Source organism: Streptomyces naganishii JCM 4654 (assembly GCF_014650575.1).
Taxonomy (GTDB): Bacteria; Actinomycetota; Actinomycetes; order Streptomycetales; family Streptomycetaceae; genus Streptomyces; species Streptomyces naganishii.
Map to the genome: position 1 here is coordinate 42,446 of NZ_BMVF01000019.1, position 16,816 is coordinate 59,261.

At 73.2% G+C, this 16,816-nt stretch carries 12 protein-coding genes; all 12 read right to left on the reverse strand.

What is annotated here, in order from left to right:
- Positions 1-24: 24 nt before the first annotated feature.
- The 12 genes from IE217_RS35285 to ligA all read right to left on the reverse strand — a co-directional run bounded on the left by IE217_RS35285 (position 25) and on the right by ligA (position 16,810).
- Positions 25-3,102, reverse strand: a complete 3,078-nt coding sequence (locus tag IE217_RS35285) for a helix-turn-helix transcriptional regulator (protein WP_190180799.1) — start codon at positions 3,100-3,102, stop codon at positions 25-27.
- 50 nt (positions 3,103-3,152) lie between these two features.
- Entirely contained in the window at positions 3,153-3,338 is a 186-nt protein-coding gene (locus IE217_RS27925) for a hypothetical protein (protein WP_190180730.1), read from the reverse strand.
- Positions 3,339-3,562: 224 nt separating this feature from the next.
- Positions 3,563-4,144 carry a hypothetical protein gene (locus tag IE217_RS27930; protein ID WP_190180731.1) on the reverse strand — a complete coding sequence of 194 codons (582 nt, stop codon included), beginning with the start codon at positions 4,142-4,144 and terminating at the stop codon, positions 3,563-3,565.
- Positions 4,145-4,179: 35 nt separating this feature from the next.
- Complete coding sequence (locus tag IE217_RS27935; RefSeq protein ID WP_190180732.1) at positions 4,180-4,752, reverse strand: GNAT family N-acetyltransferase; 573 nt, start codon at positions 4,750-4,752, stop codon at positions 4,180-4,182.
- Entirely contained in the window at positions 4,730-6,970 is a 2,241-nt protein-coding gene (locus IE217_RS27940) for an MMPL family transporter (RefSeq protein ID WP_190180733.1), read from the reverse strand. Before IE217_RS27940 ends, IE217_RS27935 begins: the two co-directional genes overlap by 23 nt.
- Before the next feature lie 234 nt (positions 6,971-7,204).
- On the reverse strand, positions 7,205-7,585 hold the full coding sequence (locus IE217_RS27945; protein WP_190180734.1) for a hypothetical protein: 381 nt from the start codon (positions 7,583-7,585) through the stop codon (positions 7,205-7,207).
- A gap of 166 nt (positions 7,586-7,751) precedes the next feature.
- Positions 7,752-9,266 (reverse strand): Asp-tRNA(Asn)/Glu-tRNA(Gln) amidotransferase subunit GatB, encoded by a 1,515-nt coding sequence (gene gatB / locus IE217_RS27950; protein WP_190180735.1) that lies wholly within the window; start codon positions 9,264-9,266, stop codon positions 7,752-7,754.
- 16 nt (positions 9,267-9,282) lie between these two features.
- Positions 9,283-9,525 carry a hypothetical protein gene (locus tag IE217_RS27955; RefSeq protein ID WP_189709499.1) on the reverse strand — a complete coding sequence of 81 codons (243 nt, stop codon included), beginning with the start codon at positions 9,523-9,525 and terminating at the stop codon, positions 9,283-9,285.
- Complete coding sequence (gene gatA, locus IE217_RS27960; RefSeq protein ID WP_190180736.1) at positions 9,522-11,015, reverse strand: Asp-tRNA(Asn)/Glu-tRNA(Gln) amidotransferase subunit GatA; 1,494 nt, start codon at positions 11,013-11,015, stop codon at positions 9,522-9,524. Before gatA ends, IE217_RS27955 begins: the two co-directional genes overlap by 4 nt.
- 6 nt (positions 11,016-11,021) lie before the next feature.
- The gene (gatC, locus tag IE217_RS27965; protein ID WP_006130840.1) at positions 11,022-11,318 is read right to left on the reverse strand and encodes an Asp-tRNA(Asn)/Glu-tRNA(Gln) amidotransferase subunit GatC; all 297 of its coding nucleotides are present in this window, start codon (positions 11,316-11,318) and stop codon (positions 11,022-11,024) included.
- A gap of 778 nt (positions 11,319-12,096) precedes the next feature.
- Entirely contained in the window at positions 12,097-14,352 is a 2,256-nt protein-coding gene (locus IE217_RS27970; RefSeq protein ID WP_190180737.1) for a putative bifunctional diguanylate cyclase/phosphodiesterase, read from the reverse strand.
- Between the two features lie 262 nt (positions 14,353-14,614).
- The gene (ligA, locus tag IE217_RS27975) at positions 14,615-16,810 is read right to left on the reverse strand and encodes an NAD-dependent DNA ligase LigA (RefSeq protein ID WP_190180800.1); all 2,196 of its coding nucleotides are present in this window, start codon (positions 16,808-16,810) and stop codon (positions 14,615-14,617) included.
- Between the last annotated feature and the right edge of the window lie 6 nt (positions 16,811-16,816).

The window sequence follows — 16,816 nt, forward strand, 5'->3', positions numbered from 1 at the left end:
ACTCGTCCTCGATACGTGCCCCCATCATCCCGCCGCCAGCCGGTCCCCCGCTTCCTGCTCGAACAGTCCCAGGCGGTGGGCCAGCGCGGCCGCCTCTCCTCTGCCCGAGACGCCGAGCTTGGCGAGGATGTTGGAGACGTGCACGCTCGCCGTCTTCGGGGAGATGAAGAGCTCCTCGGCGATCTGGCGGTTGGTGCGGCCGGCCGAGACCAGGCGCAGGACGTCCCGCTCGCGGCTGGTGAGGCCGAGCGACTCCACCGGGTCGGCGGGCACGTCCGGCCGGCGCGCGGCCGGCCCCACGGCGAGGCGGGCGCGCTGGGCCAGCAGGGCGACGGCGTCGGCGAGGGGCCGGGCGCGCAGGTGCTCGGCGACCGCGTGGGCCAGCCGGAGCAGTTCCGCGGCGCTGTCCCGCCCGTCCTCCTCGCCGGTGGCGAGCAGGGCCTCGGCCAGCCGGTGGCGGACGCGGGCGAGGTCGTAGGGCCGCTCCAGCGACTCGAAGGCGGTGACGAGCTCGGCCCAGTCCTCCGGGGCGGCGCGGCCCTCGGCGCGCAGCAGTTCGGCGCGCACCCAGCGTTCGTAGGCCTGCCAGACGGGGGCGTGGGTGGCCAGCGACTTGGCGGCCAGCCGGATGCGCTCCAGGATCGCGGGGCGGGCGGGGTCGGCGGTGGGCAGTCCGGCGGCGCGGGTCTCCACGGTGGCGGCGGTCAGCAGCAGCGGCCAGCCGTAGCGCTGGGTGCCGGGCGGGAAGCCGGCCTCCAGGACCTCTTCGAGTTCGGCGCGGGCGTCCGGCAGGCGGCCCTCGCCCGCGGCGACCGCGATCGCTATGCGGGACAGGGGCAGGGCGTGCTGCGGGGCGTGGTCGTACTTGCCGAAGCTCTCGCGGGCCACGGCCAGTTGGCGTGCGGCCTCGGGGCGGTCGCCGCGCGCGAGGGCCAGTTCGGCGCGGTTCTTGGCGTAGAACGCGTTGGGTTTGGCGCTCTGGCCGACGCGGGCGGAGCGGGTCGCCGCCTCGGCGGCCTCGTCCCAGCGGCCGAGGCTGTAGAGGGACTCGGCGAGGTTGCCCCAGATCCAGGCCTCGTGGTCCAGCAGGCCGTGGCTCTGCGTGTAGGCGAGCCCCCGCTCCAGCAGCGGCACGGCGTCGCGGGAGCGTCCGACGGCCTCCAGTTCGGAGGGCAGGTTGACGTAGGAGCGGCCCGCCACGGCGGAGATGCCGTCGTCCACGGTGCGCCGGTTCACCTCGCGCATCTCGGCGAGTCCGGCCTCGACGTCCCCGGCGTCGACCATGAGGCCGCCCAGGGTGAGACGGGCGGTCATCTCGATCTCGCGTGCGCCGACCATGCGCGCGTACTCCACGGCCCGCTCGGCGGCGGAGAGGGCGTCGGGGCCGGGCACGTGGACCATGGACCAGTTGGCGACGTTGGCCAGCACCTCGGCGTGGACCTCGGACGGCGGGAGGCCGCGCACGAGTTCCTGCGCGGTGGCCAGTTCCTCCCAGCCGTCGCCGTGGGACTTCAGCTGGACGAGGCGGGAGCGCTGGACCCAGAACCAGGCGGCGCGCAGCGGGTCGTGCTCCTCCTCCAGCAGGCGCAGGGCCCGCTTGGTGATCTTCAGCGCGCGTTCGCGCTCCCCGCACAGGCGGCCGGCGACGGCGGCCTCCGCCATCAGGTCGAGGTAGCGCAGGGGTGTGGTCGCGGGGTCGCAGCCGCAGGGCGGGTAGACCTCGGTGTAGTCGACGGGCCGCAGCCGCGCCCTCACCTCCTCGGGGGCGGAATCCCACAGCTCCATCGCGCGCTCCAGCAGCCTGAGTTGCTCACTGTAGGCGTGGCGGGAGCGGGCGGTGACGGAGGCGTCGAGGACGGCGGGCAGGGCCTTGGCCGCGTCGTGCGCGTGATACCAGTGGCTGGCCAGGCGCAGGACCCGGTCGGCGGCTGGCACGAGTGCCGGGTCGGCCTCCAGGGCCTCGGCGTAGCGCCGGTTGAGGCGGGAGCGCTCGCCGGGCAGCAGGTCGTCGCCGACGGCCTCGCGCACCAGGGCGTGCCGGAAGCGGTAGCCGTCGCCGGTGGGCGCGGGGACGAGGATGTTGGCGTTGACCGCGGCGCGCAGCGCGTCGATGAGGTCGTCCTCGGCGAGCCCGGTGACGGCGGCGAGCAGTTCGTACTCGACGGTGGAGCCGCCCTCGGCGGCGATCCGCACGACCCGCTGGGCGGCCTCGGGCAGCGCCTCGACGCGGACGAGGAGCAGGTCGCGCAGGGAGTCGCTGATGCAGGCGCGGTTCTCGGTGGCGCAGACGGCGAGTTCCTCGACGAAGAAGGCGTTGCCGTCGGAGCGTTCGAAGATGTCGTCGACCTGGGCGGGGTCGGGTTCGGCGGCGAGGATGCCGGCGACCTGGCGGCCCACCTCGTGCCGGGTGAAGCGGGCGAGTTCGATGCGGCGGACCGTGCGCAGCCGGTCCAGCTCGGCGAGCAGGGGGCGCAGCGGGTGGCGGCGGTGGATGTCGTCGGTGCGGTAGGTGGCCAGGACGACGAGGCGGCCGGTGCGCAGGGTGCGGAAGAGGTAGGCGAGCAGGTGCCGGGTGGAGGCGTCGGCCCAGTGCAGGTCCTCCAGGACCAGGATCACTGTGCGCTCTGCGGCGACGTGTTCGAGCAGGCGCGCGGTGAGCTCGAAGAGGCGGGCCGTGCCCTCCTCGTCGTGCCGGCCGCGGCCGGCGGCGGGCTCGCCGAGTTCGGGCAGCAGACGGGCCAGTTCCTCCTCCTGCCCGGCGGCCGCGGCGGCGAGTTCGCCGGGCAGCTCGCGGACCAGGGCGCGCAGGGCGGTGGAGAACGGGGCGAACGGCAGTCCGTCCGCGCCGATCTCCACACACCCGCCGAGCGCCACGATCGCGCCGCGGCGGCTCGCGGCGCAGGCGAACTCCTCGATGAGGCGGGTCTTGCCGACGCCCGCCTCACCGCCGATGAGCAACGCCTGCGGCTCTCCCCCGGTGCTTGACGCCTGGGAGGTGCCCGCACCGGTCGCGCGGGCGAGCGCGTCGTTCAGCGTGTTCAACTCGTCGGCGCGGCCGACGAACACCGGACTGACGGACCTGGTCTCCACAGCCCCGAGCATCGCACGTGCCTGTGACACCGCGGCACCGGTTTTCCGGGGTGCGGACGGGGTCATGCGGCCCGGGTGAACCGGTGCCGCCGGGACCCCTTGCTATGGGACTCGGCCACCGGGGCCTCCTGGCCGGTACTGCGCCGGCCGGCGCGGCGGCCGCGCAGGGCCGCGAGGGCCAGGCGCTCCCGGTCGGCCTGCGCGCGCAGTTCGGCGGAGCGCATCCGGTGGATCTCGTAGGCGAACATGGCGTACTCCCCGTTCGGTGAGAGGTGATCGTCCGCATCGCGTCCTGCGATGCCATGGACCACCTTCGTCTCCCGGGGGGCCGGCCGGCATCGGGAGGATTCCGCATCTTCGGGGGCGCCGGGGGCCTTAGACGCGCGGGAGGGGTCTGGGGGCCGCCGTAAGGTACTTACGGCGGCCCCCAGACCCCTCGCCGGACGGGAGATCGTCCGGGTGTCTCAGCCGGTCAGGCGGACGGCAGTCCGAGCAGCGCGTCGGTGTACTTCAGGACGGCCAGCAGCAGGCCGACGACCCCGAGGACGACGCCCGCCCAGGCGGCCGACCTGGTCCACGGCGCCTGTACGCGGCCGGGCGCCCCGAACGCGGGCCGGGCCAGCACGACCACGCCGACGACGAGCGCGGCCAGCGCGAACAGCCCGCCCCACAGCGCGGTGGTGTGCCAGGCGTCGCCGTAGACCTCCTTGATCTGCGTGGCCACGCTCGCCGACGTGGAGGTCCGCAGCTGGCCCACGAGCTGTTCGCGGGCGCCGGCCACGGTGCCGATCCAGCTGCCGCTCAGCGAGACCAGGCCGAGCGCGGCGGAGACGAGGGCTCCGGCGCCCTGCCCGACCCCGGAGGGACCCTCCTCGCCGGGTTCAGCGCCCTCTTCCGGCTCCGCGCCCTCCTCGGTCACGGCCGCCGCCGTCTCCTGCTCGTCCTTCCCGCCGGCGGCCCCGCCGGTCTCCGCCCCGGTCCCGGTCGCCTCGGGGGTCCCGGGGGTCTCGGCCCCGCTCGTGGCTTCCGTCTCGTCCGCAGTCCTGGTTCCCATGCCGAGCACCGTACGGACACTGTCTGAGAGGTCCCTTAATGGCCGCGTGCGGCACGCCCGCGCGTGGCACGCCACTCGGGGGCGAGCACCGCCCAGATCTCGGTGTCCTGGCGCACGCCCCGGTAGGGGTAGCTCTCGCGGAGCACGCCCTCGCGGATCATGCCCAGCCGCCGGGCCACGGCGATGCTCGCCTCGTTGGCCGACGACACGTGCCACTCCACGCGGTGCATGCCGCGTTCCTCCACGGCCCAGTCGATGAGCACCCGCGCCCCGCGCGTGACCAGGCCCCGGCCGGTTCCGGCGGGCTCCAGCCAGCAGCCGACCTCGCACGTCCCGGTCGCCGCGTCGAAGACGCGGAAGAGCAGCCCACCGACGAGCTTGCCCTCCAGCCACAGCCCGTGCAGGAAGCCGCTGTCGGCGGCGCGCTTGTCGGCGTACGACTGCAGGACGGCGCGGGCGGACTCGGTGTCCGTGGCGTTCGCCCCGAACGGGATGTGCCGGGTGATGAACTCGCGCCCCCGGTCGAGGTGGGCGAGGAACTCCCCCGCGTGCCAGGGCTCCAGGGGACGCAGTTCGGCTCCGTCGTCACCCAGGGATATCGCGTACATCCGGTTGCGTCTCCTTCGCCAGTTCCGCCACGGCCGCCGTGACCGCCGTGAGCCTCTCATGGGCGGCGCGGCACTCGGGCGGTTCGATGCTGATCCGGGGCAGTACGCGGTCCAGCCGGCGCGGCAGCCACCAGTTGGCGTCGCCGAGCAGGTGCATCAGGGCGGGCACCAGCAGGGTGCGCAGGACGAAGGCGTCGAGGGCGACGGCGGCGGCGAGGGCGATGCCGAACATCGCGATCACGCGGTCGCCGCTGAGCACGAAGGCGAGGAAGACGGAGATCATGATGACCGCGGCCGAGTTGATCACCCGGCTGGTCTCGGCGAGGCCCACGCGCACGGCCCGCCGGTTGTCGCCGGTCTCCAGCCACTCCTCGTACATCCGGCTGACCAGGAAGACCTGGTAGTCCATGGACAGCCCGAAGAGCACCGAGACCATGATCACGGGCAGGAACGGCTCCACGGGCCCCGCCCGGCCGAGGCCGAGGAACTCGCTGCCCCAGCCCCACTGGAAGATCGCGACGACGACCCCGAACGCGGCGGCCACGGCGGCTATGTTCATGGCGGCGGCCTTGAGCGGGATGCCGATGGACCGGAAGGCCAGCAGGAGCAGCAGGCAGCCGAGGCCGACGACCACGCCGACGAACAGCGGGAGTCTGCCGACGATGACGCCGGCGAAGTCGTCGTACCCGGCGGTGACCCCGCCGACGTGCACGTCGAGGCCGGTGCCGGTCTCGGCGCGCGGCAGCACCTCGGTGCGCAGCCGGTCGACGAGGTCGCTGGTGCGCTGCGACTGGGGCGCGGAGTCGGGGACGATGCTCAGGTAGGCGGTGGTGCCGCCGGTGTCGTAGGTGACCGGGGTGACGGCGGCGACGCCCCGGGTGCCGCGCAGCGTGGTGTCGAGGTTGTCCAGGGCGAGCCGGTCCTCGGCGCCGTCGACGCGGGTGACCAGGGTGAGCGGCCCGTTGACGCCGGGTCCGAAGCCCTCGGCGACGAGGTCGTACGCCCGTCGGGTGGTCGTCGTACCCGGGTCGTTGCCCTGGTCGGAGGTGCCGAGGTGGAGGGAGAGCGTGGGCAGCGCGAGCAGGGTGATCACGCCCAGGGCGAGGGCGCCGAGCAGCTTGGGGTGGCGCTCGACGAAGGCCGACCAGCGGGCGGCGAACCCGGTGGGCACCTCGGGTTCGGGCCCGTGCTCGGCCAGGCGGCGCCGCTCGCGCCGGCTCAGGGCGCGCGGGCCGATGAAGGACAGCAGGGCGGGCAGCAGCGTCACCGAGGCCGCCACGGTGAGGACGACCGTCAACGAGGCGGCGATCGCCACCCCGTTGAGGAAGCCGAGCCGCAGGATGAGCATGCCGAGCAGCGCGATGCAAACGGTGGCACCCGCGAAGACGACAGCCCGGCCGGTGGTGGCGGTGGCGTTGGTGACGGCCTCGGGTGTGCTCAGTCCGCGTTTGAGGCCGCGCCGGTGCCGGGTGACGATGAACAGCGCGTAGTCGATGCCGACGCCGAGGCCGATCAGCATGCCGAGCATGGGCGCGAAGTCGGCCACCGTCATGGCGTGGCCGAGCAGTTCGATGGCGGAGTAGGCGGTGCCGACGCCGACCAGCGCGGTGGCGATGGGCAGCAGGGCGGCGGCCGGCGAGCCGAACGCCACCAGCAGCACCGCGGCGGCCACGACCACGCCGACGATCTCGGCGACGTGCCCGCCGGACGACTGGGTGAGGCTGATCGCGCTGCCGCCGAGTTCCACCTGGAGCCCGTCCGCCTCGGCGGCCTTGGCGGCGCTGACCACGGCCTCGGCCTGCGGTTTGGTGATGTCCTGGGCGGGGCGGTCGAAGGTGACGGTCGCGTACGCGGTGTGCCCGTCCCGGCTGATCCGGCCGGCGCCCTGTCCGCCCTTGTAGGGGCTGGTCACGGAGGCCACGCCGGGCAGGGCGGCGATCCGGTCCAGGGCGCCGGACATCGTCTGCGCGACGTCGGCGGCGCGGACGGTGCCGGAGGTGGTGTGCCAGACGACGGTGTCGCTGTCGCCGCCGAGTCCGGGGAAGCCCTCCTGGAGCAGCTGGGTGGCGCGGCCGGAGTCGGTGCCGGGCACCTCGTAGTCGTTGGAGTACGCCGCGCCGGCGACGGTGGAGGCCACCGTGACCCCGCCGAGCGCGAGAAGCCAGAGCAGTACGACGACGAGGCGGTGCCGGACACACCAGCGCGCAAGGGCTGCCACGAACGTGCTCCCGAGTGACTATTTGTGGATCTTTGACCGGGAACAGTGGTCCATGAACGGAACAGCCCGCAAAGAACGCATGAGCAATGGATAACACTGTTGCAGGCGAATCTGATCGTTTACCGCGTTCGTGGGCTTATTCACATGAGTGCGACCCAACTCACAGCACAATCAGGCATGATCTGTCGTCCGCCGGGTGTCCGTTCGGTGATACGGGCCGCGCGGCGGGCTCGCTCAATCGGACTGGTCGCCGAGGGCCATCACCATCACCCCGGCGATCAGCAGCCACAGCGCGCGCCGGGTACGGCCCCGGGCGCCGAGGAGGGCGGCGAGCGCGCACACGGCCGCGCCGGCGGCGTAGGCGGCCGGTACGGCCGCGGGGGCGGAGCGGCTGAGCCGCAGCAGGGACGCGGCGAGACCGGCGAGCGTGAGCAGCGCCCCGGCCCCGCTCGCCGTCCAGCGGGCCCGGCGCGCGACCTCCGCGGGGTCCCCGGACCCCTCGTCGTCCTCGGCCGCCCCGGCGGCGCCGGAGGTCGCGTCGCGGTCGCCGGTGGCCTCGACGTCGTCCGCCCCGGATATGCCGGCGTGCGTTTCGGAATCGGCGCGTCCACTCATGGCGGGCGAGCGTAGCGCCTCCGGGCGGAAAACCCGGATGCGGGGTCGGAACCCGCCCGAATGCGGGTCGGGGTACGGGGCCGGGGTGCGGGCCGGGAGAGCCCGGGAAGCGGTACGGGGGGACGCGCCTCGTCGGCGTGTCCCCCCGTGGTCCGGGCCGCTCGGGTCAGGCGTCGGTGACGCCCAGCTTCTCCAGGATCAGCTCCTTGACGCGGGCCGCGTCGGCCTGGCCGCGGGTGGCCTTCATGACCGCGCCGACCAGGGCGCCGGCCGCGGCCACCTTGCCGCCGCGGATCTTGTCCGCGATGGCCGGGTTGCCCGCGATCGCCTCCTCGACGGCGGTCGTCAGGGCACCCTCGTCGGAGACGACCTTCAGACCGCGCTTGTCGACGACCTCGTCCGGGGTGCCCTCGCCGGCGAGGACGCCCTCGATGACCTGGCGGGCCAGCTTGTCGTTCAGGTCGCCCTTCGCGACGAGCTCGGTGACCCGGGCGACCTGCGCCGGGGTGATCGCCAGCTCGTCCAGCGCCTTGCCGGACTCGTTGGCGCTGCGCGCCAGTTCGCCCATCCACCACTTGCGGGCCGAGGCCGCGTCGGCGCCGGCGTCGATCGTGGCGACGATCGCGTCCAGCGCACCGGCGTTGAGGATGGCCTGCATGTCGGTGCCGGAGATGCCCCACTCGGCCAGCAGCCGGGTGCGGCGGGCCAGCGGCAGCTCGGGCAGCGCCGCCCGGATCTCCTCGACCCACTCGCGCGAGGGGGCCACGGGCACCAGGTCGGGCTCCGGGAAGTACCGGTAGTCCTCGGCCTCCTCCTTCACGCGGCCGGAGGTCGTGGAACCGGTGTCCTCGTGGAAGTGCCGGGTCTCCTGCACGATCGTGCCGCCCGAGGAGAGCACGGCCGCGTGCCGCTGGATCTCGAAGCGGGCGGCGCGCTCCACGGAGCGCAGCGAGTTGACGTTCTTCGTCTCGCTGCGGGTGCCGAACTTGTCCGCGCCCTTGGGCATCAGCGACAGGTTCACGTCGCAGCGCATCTGGCCCATCTCCATGCGGGCCTCGGACACGCCGAGGGCACGGATGAGCTCGCGCAGCTCACGGACGTAGGCCTTGGCGACCTCGGGGGCGCGCTCGCCGGCGCCGGTGATCGGCTTGGTGACGATCTCGATCAGCGGGATGCCGGCGCGGTTGTAGTCCAGCAGGGAGTGGGACGCGCCGTGGATGCGGCCCGTGGCGCCGCCGACGTGCGTCGACTTGCCGGTGTCCTCCTCCATGTGGGCGCGCTCGATCTCCACGCGGAAGGTCTCGCCGTCCTCCAGCTGCACGTCGAGGTAGCCGTTGAAGGCGATCGGCTCGTCGTACTGGGAGGTCTGGAAGTTCTTCGGCATGTCCGGATAGAAGTAGTTCTTCCGGGCGAAGCGGCACCACTCGGCGATCTCGCAGTTCAGCGCGAGACCGATCTTGATGGCGGACTCCACGCCGGTCGCGTTGACGACCGGGAGCGCGCCGGGCAGGCCGAGGCAGGTGGGGCAGGTCTGGGTGTTCGGGTCGGCGCCGAGCGCGGTCGAACAGCCGCAGAACATCTTGGTGGCGGTGCCGAGTTCGACATGGACCTCGAGGCCCATGACGGGGTCGTACGACGCCAGCGCGTCCTCGTACGACACCAGGTCGGTCGTGGTGGTCACGGTGAAAACTTCCCTCTCAGCCCAGCAGGACGTCGTCGTCGCCCAGCCGCTTCAGCTCGCGGTAGAGGATGGCGAGGTTGGTGACGACCGCGGCGCCGGTCACGACGGCGTCGAGCAGCCGCAGCGTGTCGTTGTCGCCACGGGCCTTCTTGATCTGCTTGTAGACACCGACGGCGCCGAACGCCGACGTGGCCATCGAGACGTAGAGACCGGTGCGGGACTTCTTGAACCCCTTGGCCTTGGACAGTGCATTGCTCACAGCGACGGAGCCTCCTCGAGCAGCGGATGTCCCCACTTTTCCACGAAGGCGGCCTCCACGGCCGCGCCGACCTTGTAGAGCCGGTCGTCCTTCATCACGGGCGCGATGATCTGCAGGCCCACCGGGAGGTTGTCCTCCGGGGCGAGACCGCAGGGCAGCGACATGGCCGCGTTGCCCGCCAGGTTGGTGGGGATGGTGCACAGGTCGGCGAGGTACATCGCCATCGGGTCGTCGGCGCGCTCGCCGATCGCGAACGCGGTGGTCGGGGTCGTCGGGGAGACGATCACGTCCACCTGCTCGAAGGCCTTGTCGAAGTCCCGCTTGATGAGCGTGCGGACCTTCTGGGCGCTGCCGTAGTAGGCGTCGTAGTAGCCGGAGCTGAGCGCGTACGTGCCGAGCATGACGCGGCGCTTGACCTCGGCGCCGAAGCCCGCCTCGCGGGTGAGGGAGGTGACCTCCTCGGCGGAGTGCGAGCCGTCGTCGCCGGTGCGCAGGCCGTAGCGCAGGCCGTCGAACCGGGCCAGGTTGGAGGAGCACTCCGAGGGGGCGATCAGGTAGTACGCCGACAGGGCCAGGTCGAAGGACGGGCAGTCCAGCTCGACGATCTCGGCGCCCAGCTCCTTGAGGAGCTCGACGGACTCGTCGAAACGCTGGATGACGCCGGCCTGGTAGCCCTCGCCGCGGAACTGCCTGACCACGCCGACGCGCATGCCGGCCACGCTGCCGTTGCGGGCGGCCTCGACGACCGGCGGGACCGGCTCGTCGATGGAGGTCGAGTCGAGCGGGTCGTGTCCGGCGATCACCTCGTGCAGCAGCGCCGCGTCCAGGACCGTGCGGGCGCAGGGGCCGCCCTGGTCGAGGGAGCTGGAGAAGGCGACCATGCCGTAGCGGGACACCGCGCCGTACGTCGGCTTGACGCCGACCGTGCCGGTGACGGCGGCCGGCTGGCGGATGGAGCCGCCGGTGTCGGTGCCGATGGCGAGCGGGGCCTGGTAGGAGGCGAGCGCGGCGGAGGAGCCGCCGCCGGAGCCGCCGGGGATCCGGGTGAGGTCCCAGGGGTTGCCGGTCGGCCCGTACGCGCTGTTCTCGGTGGAGGAGCCCATGGCGAACTCGTCCATGTTGGTCTTGCCGAGGATCACGACGCCGGCGGCCTTGAGGCGCTTGGTGAGCGTCGCGTCGTACGGCGGGATCCAGCCCTCGAGGATCTTGGAGCCGACGGTGGTCGGCACGCCCTCGGTGGTGAAGATGTCCTTGAGCGCGAGGGGCACGCCGGCCAGCGGGCCGAGCTTCTCGCCGCGCGCCCGCTTCTCGTCCACGGCGCGGGCCTGGGCGAGGGCGCCCTCGCGGTCGACGTGCAGGAAGGCGTGCACCTTCTCGTCGACGGCCTCGATACGGGCGAGGTGGGCCTCGGTGACCTGGACGGCGGTGAGCTCGCCCGAGGCGATCTTCTCGGCGGTCTCGGCCGCGGTCAGCTTGATGATGTCCGTCATGGCTGCTTACTCCTCCCCCAGGATCTGCGGCACCTTGAAACGCTGCTGCTCCTGGGCCGGGGCGCCGGAGAGCGCCTGCTCGGGGGTGAGCGAGGGACGGACCTCGTCCGCGCGCATGACGTTCGTCAGCGGCAGCGGGTGGGAGGTCGGCGGTACGTCTTGGTCGGCGACCTCACTGACGCGGGCCACCGCGCCGATGATGTCGTCCAGCTGTCCCGCGAAGTGGTCGAGCTCTTCGGGCTTCAGCTCCAGACGCGCCAGCCGGGCGAGGTGGGCGACCTCCTCGCGCGTAATGCCAGGCATGCAGCGATCCTCTGGGGTGAGTGCGTGTGGTTTGGGGCCAATCCTATGGGGCGGGGCCGGGTACCCGTGAAACGGTTTCCCCGGCAGGGCGCGCGCCCTCCGACACGGGATGCGCGGCCCGCCCCGGCGCGCCCCCCGGGCCAGGGAGCGCCCCGCCCCGGCGCCCACCGGCCCGGCACGCGCCTCCCTGTACGGCGTTGCGTCTCCGGCCCGGAGTGCGTCTCTTGATACGGCGTTGCGTCCACAGCCCGGAGTACGTCTCCGGGTGCAGCGCTACGTCACGGGCCCAGAGTGTCCTCTCAGGCGCGCGCGTTCCCTGGTCCGACGCGCGGCCCCTGGCCCGACGCGCGGCCCCTGACACCGCGTGCGCGCCCGGCACGGCCAGAATCCCCCAGCGCGGCAGGCACTCCTAAGCACGGCATGCACCCCGAGCGTGGGACGTATCCCCGCGCCAGCGCGTATCCCCCGGTCTGCCCCGTGTTCCCCGGCCTCACGCGGGGTCGCCCGACGTGGCGCGCATCCCTCGCCCGGCGGCCCTCTCCGGCCGCGCGCGCATCTCGCGGCCCGGCGGGCGTCGTCCGGCACGGGCCCCCTGCCCTGGCCCGGCGGGTGTCCTCCAGCCCCGCGCACACGTCCTGGCCCGGCGGCCGGCGTCCGGTACCGGGTGCGGGCACCGACCTGGTGTATCCGCCGGAGCGGCGCGCATCCCTCCTCGTGCCGCGGCTGGCCGCTGGGGGCGCCTGCTCGTCCCGCCTCGGGTGGGGTTCCGAGGGGCGTGTTAGTCGTCGGTGGCTGCCGCGGGGAGGGCCGCTCGGGGGCGGACCCAGCCCCGGGAGCCGCGGGCGCGGAGCCAGGCCGTGGTCTCCTGGGGCGGCATCGCGGCCGCGACCAGCCAGCCCTGTACGGCGTCGCAGCCGAGGTCGCGCAGGCGCTCCCAGGTCTCGTCGTCCTCGACGCCCTCGGCGACGACGAGCAGGCCGAGCGAGTGGGCGAGGTCCACGGTGCAGCGGACGATCTCGGCGTCCTCGGTGTCGACCGCGAGCCGGGCCACGAAGGAGCGGTCGATCTTCAGCTCGCTGACCGGCAGCCGCCGCAGGTGCACCAGCGAGGAGTAGCCGGTGCCGAAGTCGTCCAGGGACATCTTCACGCCGTGCCCGGTCAGCGCGTGCAGGGTGTCGGCGGCGCGCTGGGGGTCCTCGAGGAGCACGTGCTCGGTGATCTCCAGCTGGAGCGCGCCGGCCGGGACGCCGTGCCGGGCGAGCCGGGCGGCGACCGAGCCGGCGAAGCCGGGGGTGTGCACGTCGCGCGGGCTGACGTTGACCGCGACCGGCACGAAGAGCCCCTGTCCGCGCCACTCGGCGACCTGCCCGAGCGCGGTCTCCAGCACGTACTCCGTGAGGTGGGGCATCAGCCCCGAGGACTCGGCTATCGCTATGAACTCGTCCGGCGGGACCTTGCCGCGCTCGGGGTGCACCCAGCGGACCAGCGCCTCCAGGCCGGCCACCTGGCCGTCGAAGCGGACCTTGGGCTGGTAGTGCAGCTCGACCTCGCGGGCGTCCAGGGCCCGGCGCAGATCGCCCAGCAGTCCGAGCCGGTCGGGGGTGTTGGAGTCCCGCTTGGACTCGTAGACCTCCACGCCCGTGCGGTCCCGCTTGGCCTGGTACATCGCCACGTCCGCCCGGCGCAGCAGGCCCTCGGCGTCCAGGGCGTGGTCGGGGAAGACGGCGACGCCGGCGCTGGCCTCCAGGACGAGGGTGAGCCCGTCCAGGTCGAGCGGCGAGCTGAGCGTGGTGACCAGGCCGCGCGCGATCCGGGTGGCCGAGGTGGTGGAGTCGGCGACCGGCAGTAACACGGCGAACTCGTCGCCGCCGAGCCGCGCGGCCTCCGCCCCGCGCGGGAGGGCGGCCCGCAGCCGGTCGGCTATCTGCAACAGCAGCCGGTCCCCGGCGAGATGACCGAGTGTGTCGTTGACCGACCGGAAGCGGTCGAGGTCGATCAGCATCAGGGCGGTCCGGGCGCCGATGCGTTCGGCGTCGTCGAGGGCGGTCCAGATGCGCTCCAGCAGCCACTGCCGGTTGGGCAGTCCGGTCAGCGGGTCGCGCAACTGCTCCTCGGCCCGGGCGCGGGCCATCCACAGGGTGGAGTCCAGGGCGATGAGCGGAATGGCGAACAGGGGCAGCAGGACCGGCTTGGCGGCGGCGACCACGCAGAGCAGGGGCGCGATGCCGAGCAGGGCGACGGCGACCAGGCCCTGTCTGACCAGGACGGTGCGGGCCACGGTGGGCAGTCCCCCGGTGCGCGGCGCGCTGAGGTACCACAGCAGGGTGCGGGTGACCGCGAGGTAGACCGCCGCGGCCGACACCACCTCGAGCGCGGTGTACGCGGTCCAGCCGGCCGGGTACCAGGGCCGCTCCACGCTCGGCACGCGACCGAAGCCGCCGAGCACGAGGGCGGCGGCGCCGATGCCGACGATGTCCACCGCGCCGTGCAGCACGCCGGGCCGCCAGCGGTTGCGCCGGGCGATGCCGACCAGGACGACCACGGTGAGGCTGACCATGCCGGCGGGCACCCAGCCGTAGAGCAGCAGCACGGCGAGGGTGAGGGCGGTGCCTGAGCCGGTGCCGCCCCACCAGCGGGCGCGGCCGAGCATGACGAGGTGGCCGACGATGATGCCGGTGAGCACGGCCAGCGACCAGCCGACCGTGTGGCAGGGGAAGAGCGCGTGGTGGCCGGCGAAGGCGCGGTAGAAGCCGGCGCCGAGGACGAGTCCCGCGGCCGCGACGACCGCGGCGGGCAGCACGGGCCGTGGGGTGTGCGCCCCGGGCCCGGCGTCGGCCGGTCCGGCGCCCTGTTCGGCGGCCGGCTGCGCTGAGGGGCGGACGTCCGCCGCGGTGTACTGTCCGGCGGGGCCGCCCGCCTGTCCCGTACGTCCCGGGGCGCCCGGGCGCTTGGGCGTCCGCTCCCGGCGCCCCCGCAGCGCGCCGGTGAGCCGGCGCAGCCGTGAGTGCGGGGCGGCGCTCTCGGTCGGTTCCATTCCCGTCCCTCTCACAGCCGGCGGTGCCCACGCCACGCGGCCCGGTGCCCGACAACAACCCTCAACGGCTCCGCGCCGGAAAACCCTTCCCCGTGCTCACCAGGAGCACGGGGATGCCCCGACCGCAGTTGGGCACGGCAGGCGCACATCTCAACAGTAGGCCGCGGAAGGCTGTCTGGGGCAGCGGTCGTCGACGGTTGCCCGAATGCGACCCGGCCACCCGTATGCATCTGATATGCGCCGAACGAGTGGACTTCAACCGCTACTCACCGGTCGGAAGCGCGACTTCGGCCGCGGCCTGAGCGCCCCGCTCCAACAGGACCCCGAAACCCTCCTCGTTCAGAACCGGAACCTTGAGCTGCATCGCCTTGTCGTACTTCGATCCGGGGCTGTCACCGACCACCACGAAGGAGGTCTTCTTCGAAACCGAACCGGTCACCTTCGCTCCCCGGCTCTGCAGCGCCTCCTTGGCGCCGTCGCGGGTGAAGTGCTCCAACGTGCCCGTGACCACGACCGTCAGTCCCTCCAGCGGGCGCGGCCCCTCGTCCTCGCCGGAGCTCTCCTCCTCCATGCGCACCCCGGCCGCCCGCCACTTGCGCAGGATCTCCTGGTGCCAGTCCTCGGCGAACCACTCCTTGAGCGAGGCCGCGATGATCGGGCCGACGCCCTCGGTGCCGGCCAGCTCCTCCTCGGTGGCCTGCTCGATGCGGTCGACCGAGCGGAACTCACGGGCCAGCGCCTCGGCGGCCACCGGCCCGACGTGACGGATCGACAGTCCGGTGAGGACGCGGGCGAGCGGGCGCTGCTTGGCGGCGGAGATGTTCTCCAGCATGGCAAGCGCGTTCTTCTTCGGCTCGCCCTGCTGGTTGGCGAAGACCGTGGCGACCTTCTCCTCGCCGGTCTTCGGGTCCCGCTTGGGCAGACCGCTGTCCTGGTCCAGTACGTACGCCTTGATGGGCAGCAGTTGCTCGACGGTGAGGTCGAACAGGTCGCCCTCGTCCCTCAGCGGGGGCTCGGCCGGCTCCAGCGGCTGGGTGAGGGCGGCCGCGGCCACGTACCCGAAGTGCTCGATGTCCAGGGCCTTGCGGCCCGCGAGGTAGAACAGCCGCTCGCGCAGCTGGGCCGGGCAGGACCGGGAGTTGGGGCAGCGCAGGTCGACGTCGCCCTCCTTCATCGGCCGCAGCGGCGTACCGCACTCGGGGCACTCGGACGGCATCACGAACTCCCGCTCGCTGCCGTCGCGCAGGTCGACCACCGGGCCGAGGATCTCCGGGATGACGTCTCCGGCCTTGCGCAGCACGACCGTGTCCCCGATCAGGACGCCCTTGGCCTTGACGACGTCCTGGTTGTGCAGGGTGGCGAACTCGACCTCGGAGCCGGCGACCGTGACCGGCTCGACCTGCGCGTACGGCGTGACGCGGCCCGTGCGGCCCACTCCCACGCGGATGTTGACCAGCTTGGTGTTGACCTCCTCCGGCGCGTACTTGTACGCGATGGCCCAGCGCGGGGCGCGGGAGGTCGAGCCGAGGCGGCCCTGGAGCGGGATCTCGTCGAGCTTGACCACGACCCCGTCGATCTCGTGCGCCACCGAGTGGCGGTTCTCGCCGTAGTAGGCGATGAACTCGCGGACGCCGTCGAGGCCGTCGACCACCTTGTTGTGCGGGGAGGTGGGCAGGCCCCAGGTGTGCAGCAGGTCGTAGGCCTGGGAGAGACGGGTCAGGCCCGTGAAGCCCTCCAGGGCGCCGATGCCGTGGACCACCATGTGCAGCGGGCGGGTGGCGGTGACGCGCGGGTCCTTCTGGCGCAGTGAACCGGCCGCCGCGTTGCGCGGGTTGGCGAACGGCTTGTCGCCGGCCGCGACCAGGCGCTCGTTGAGCTCGAGGAACTTCGACATCGGGAAGTAGACCTCGCCGCGGATCTCCACCAGGTCCGGGACCTCCTCGCCCCCCAGCCGGTCGGGGATCTCGGCGATGGTGCGGACGTTGGGCGTGATGTCCTCGCCGGTGCGGCCGTCGCCGCGGGTCGCCGCGCGCGTGAGCCGGCCGTGCTCGTAGGTGAGGTTGACGGCCAGGCCGTCGACCTTGAGCTCGCACAGGAAGTGGTACGTCTGGTCGCCGAGCTCGCGGGCGACCCGGTCGGCCCAGGCGGCGAGGTCCTCGTCGTTGAAGGTGTTGTCCAGCGAGAGCATCCGCTCGCGGTGGCGGACGGCCGTGAACTCCGTCTCGTAGGAGCCCGCGACCTTCTGTGTCGGGGAGTCGGGGGTGCGCAGCTCCGGGTACTCCTCCTCCAGCGCCTGAAGGTCGCGCAGGAGCCGGTCGAACTCCGCGTCGCTGACGACGGGAGCGTCCTTGACGTAGTAACGGAAGCGGTGTTCCTCGACCTGCTCCGCGAGCTGCGCGTGCTTGTGGCGCGCCTCGGCGGGCACCGCTGTCTCGGCTTGCTGCTTGTCGCCGGCCACCGTCAT

Excerpts from the sequence above, each read along its gene's own strand:
- IE217_RS35285 (WP_190180799.1), bottom strand. The coding sequence starts at position 3,102 with ATGCTCGGGGCTGTGGAGACCAGGTCCGTCAGTCCGGTGTTCGTCGGC.
- IE217_RS27925 (WP_190180730.1), bottom strand. The coding sequence starts at position 3,338 with ATGTTCGCCTACGAGATCCACCGGATGCGCTCCGCCGAACTGCGCGCG.
- IE217_RS27930 (WP_190180731.1), bottom strand. The coding sequence starts at position 4,144 with ATGGGAACCAGGACTGCGGACGAGACGGAAGCCACGAGCGGGGCCGAG.
- IE217_RS27935 (WP_190180732.1), bottom strand. The coding sequence starts at position 4,752 with ATGTACGCGATATCCCTGGGTGACGACGGAGCCGAACTGCGTCCCCTG.
- IE217_RS27945 (WP_190180734.1), bottom strand. The coding sequence starts at position 7,585 with ATGAGTGGACGCGCCGATTCCGAAACGCACGCCGGCATATCCGGGGCG.
- gatA (WP_190180736.1), bottom strand. The coding sequence starts at position 11,015 with ATGACGGACATCATCAAGCTGACCGCGGCCGAGACCGCCGAGAAGATC.
- gatC (WP_006130840.1), bottom strand. The coding sequence starts at position 11,318 with ATGCCTGGCATTACGCGCGAGGAGGTCGCCCACCTCGCCCGGCTGGCG.
- IE217_RS27970 (WP_190180737.1), bottom strand. The coding sequence starts at position 14,352 with ATGGAACCGACCGAGAGCGCCGCCCCGCACTCACGGCTGCGCCGGCTC.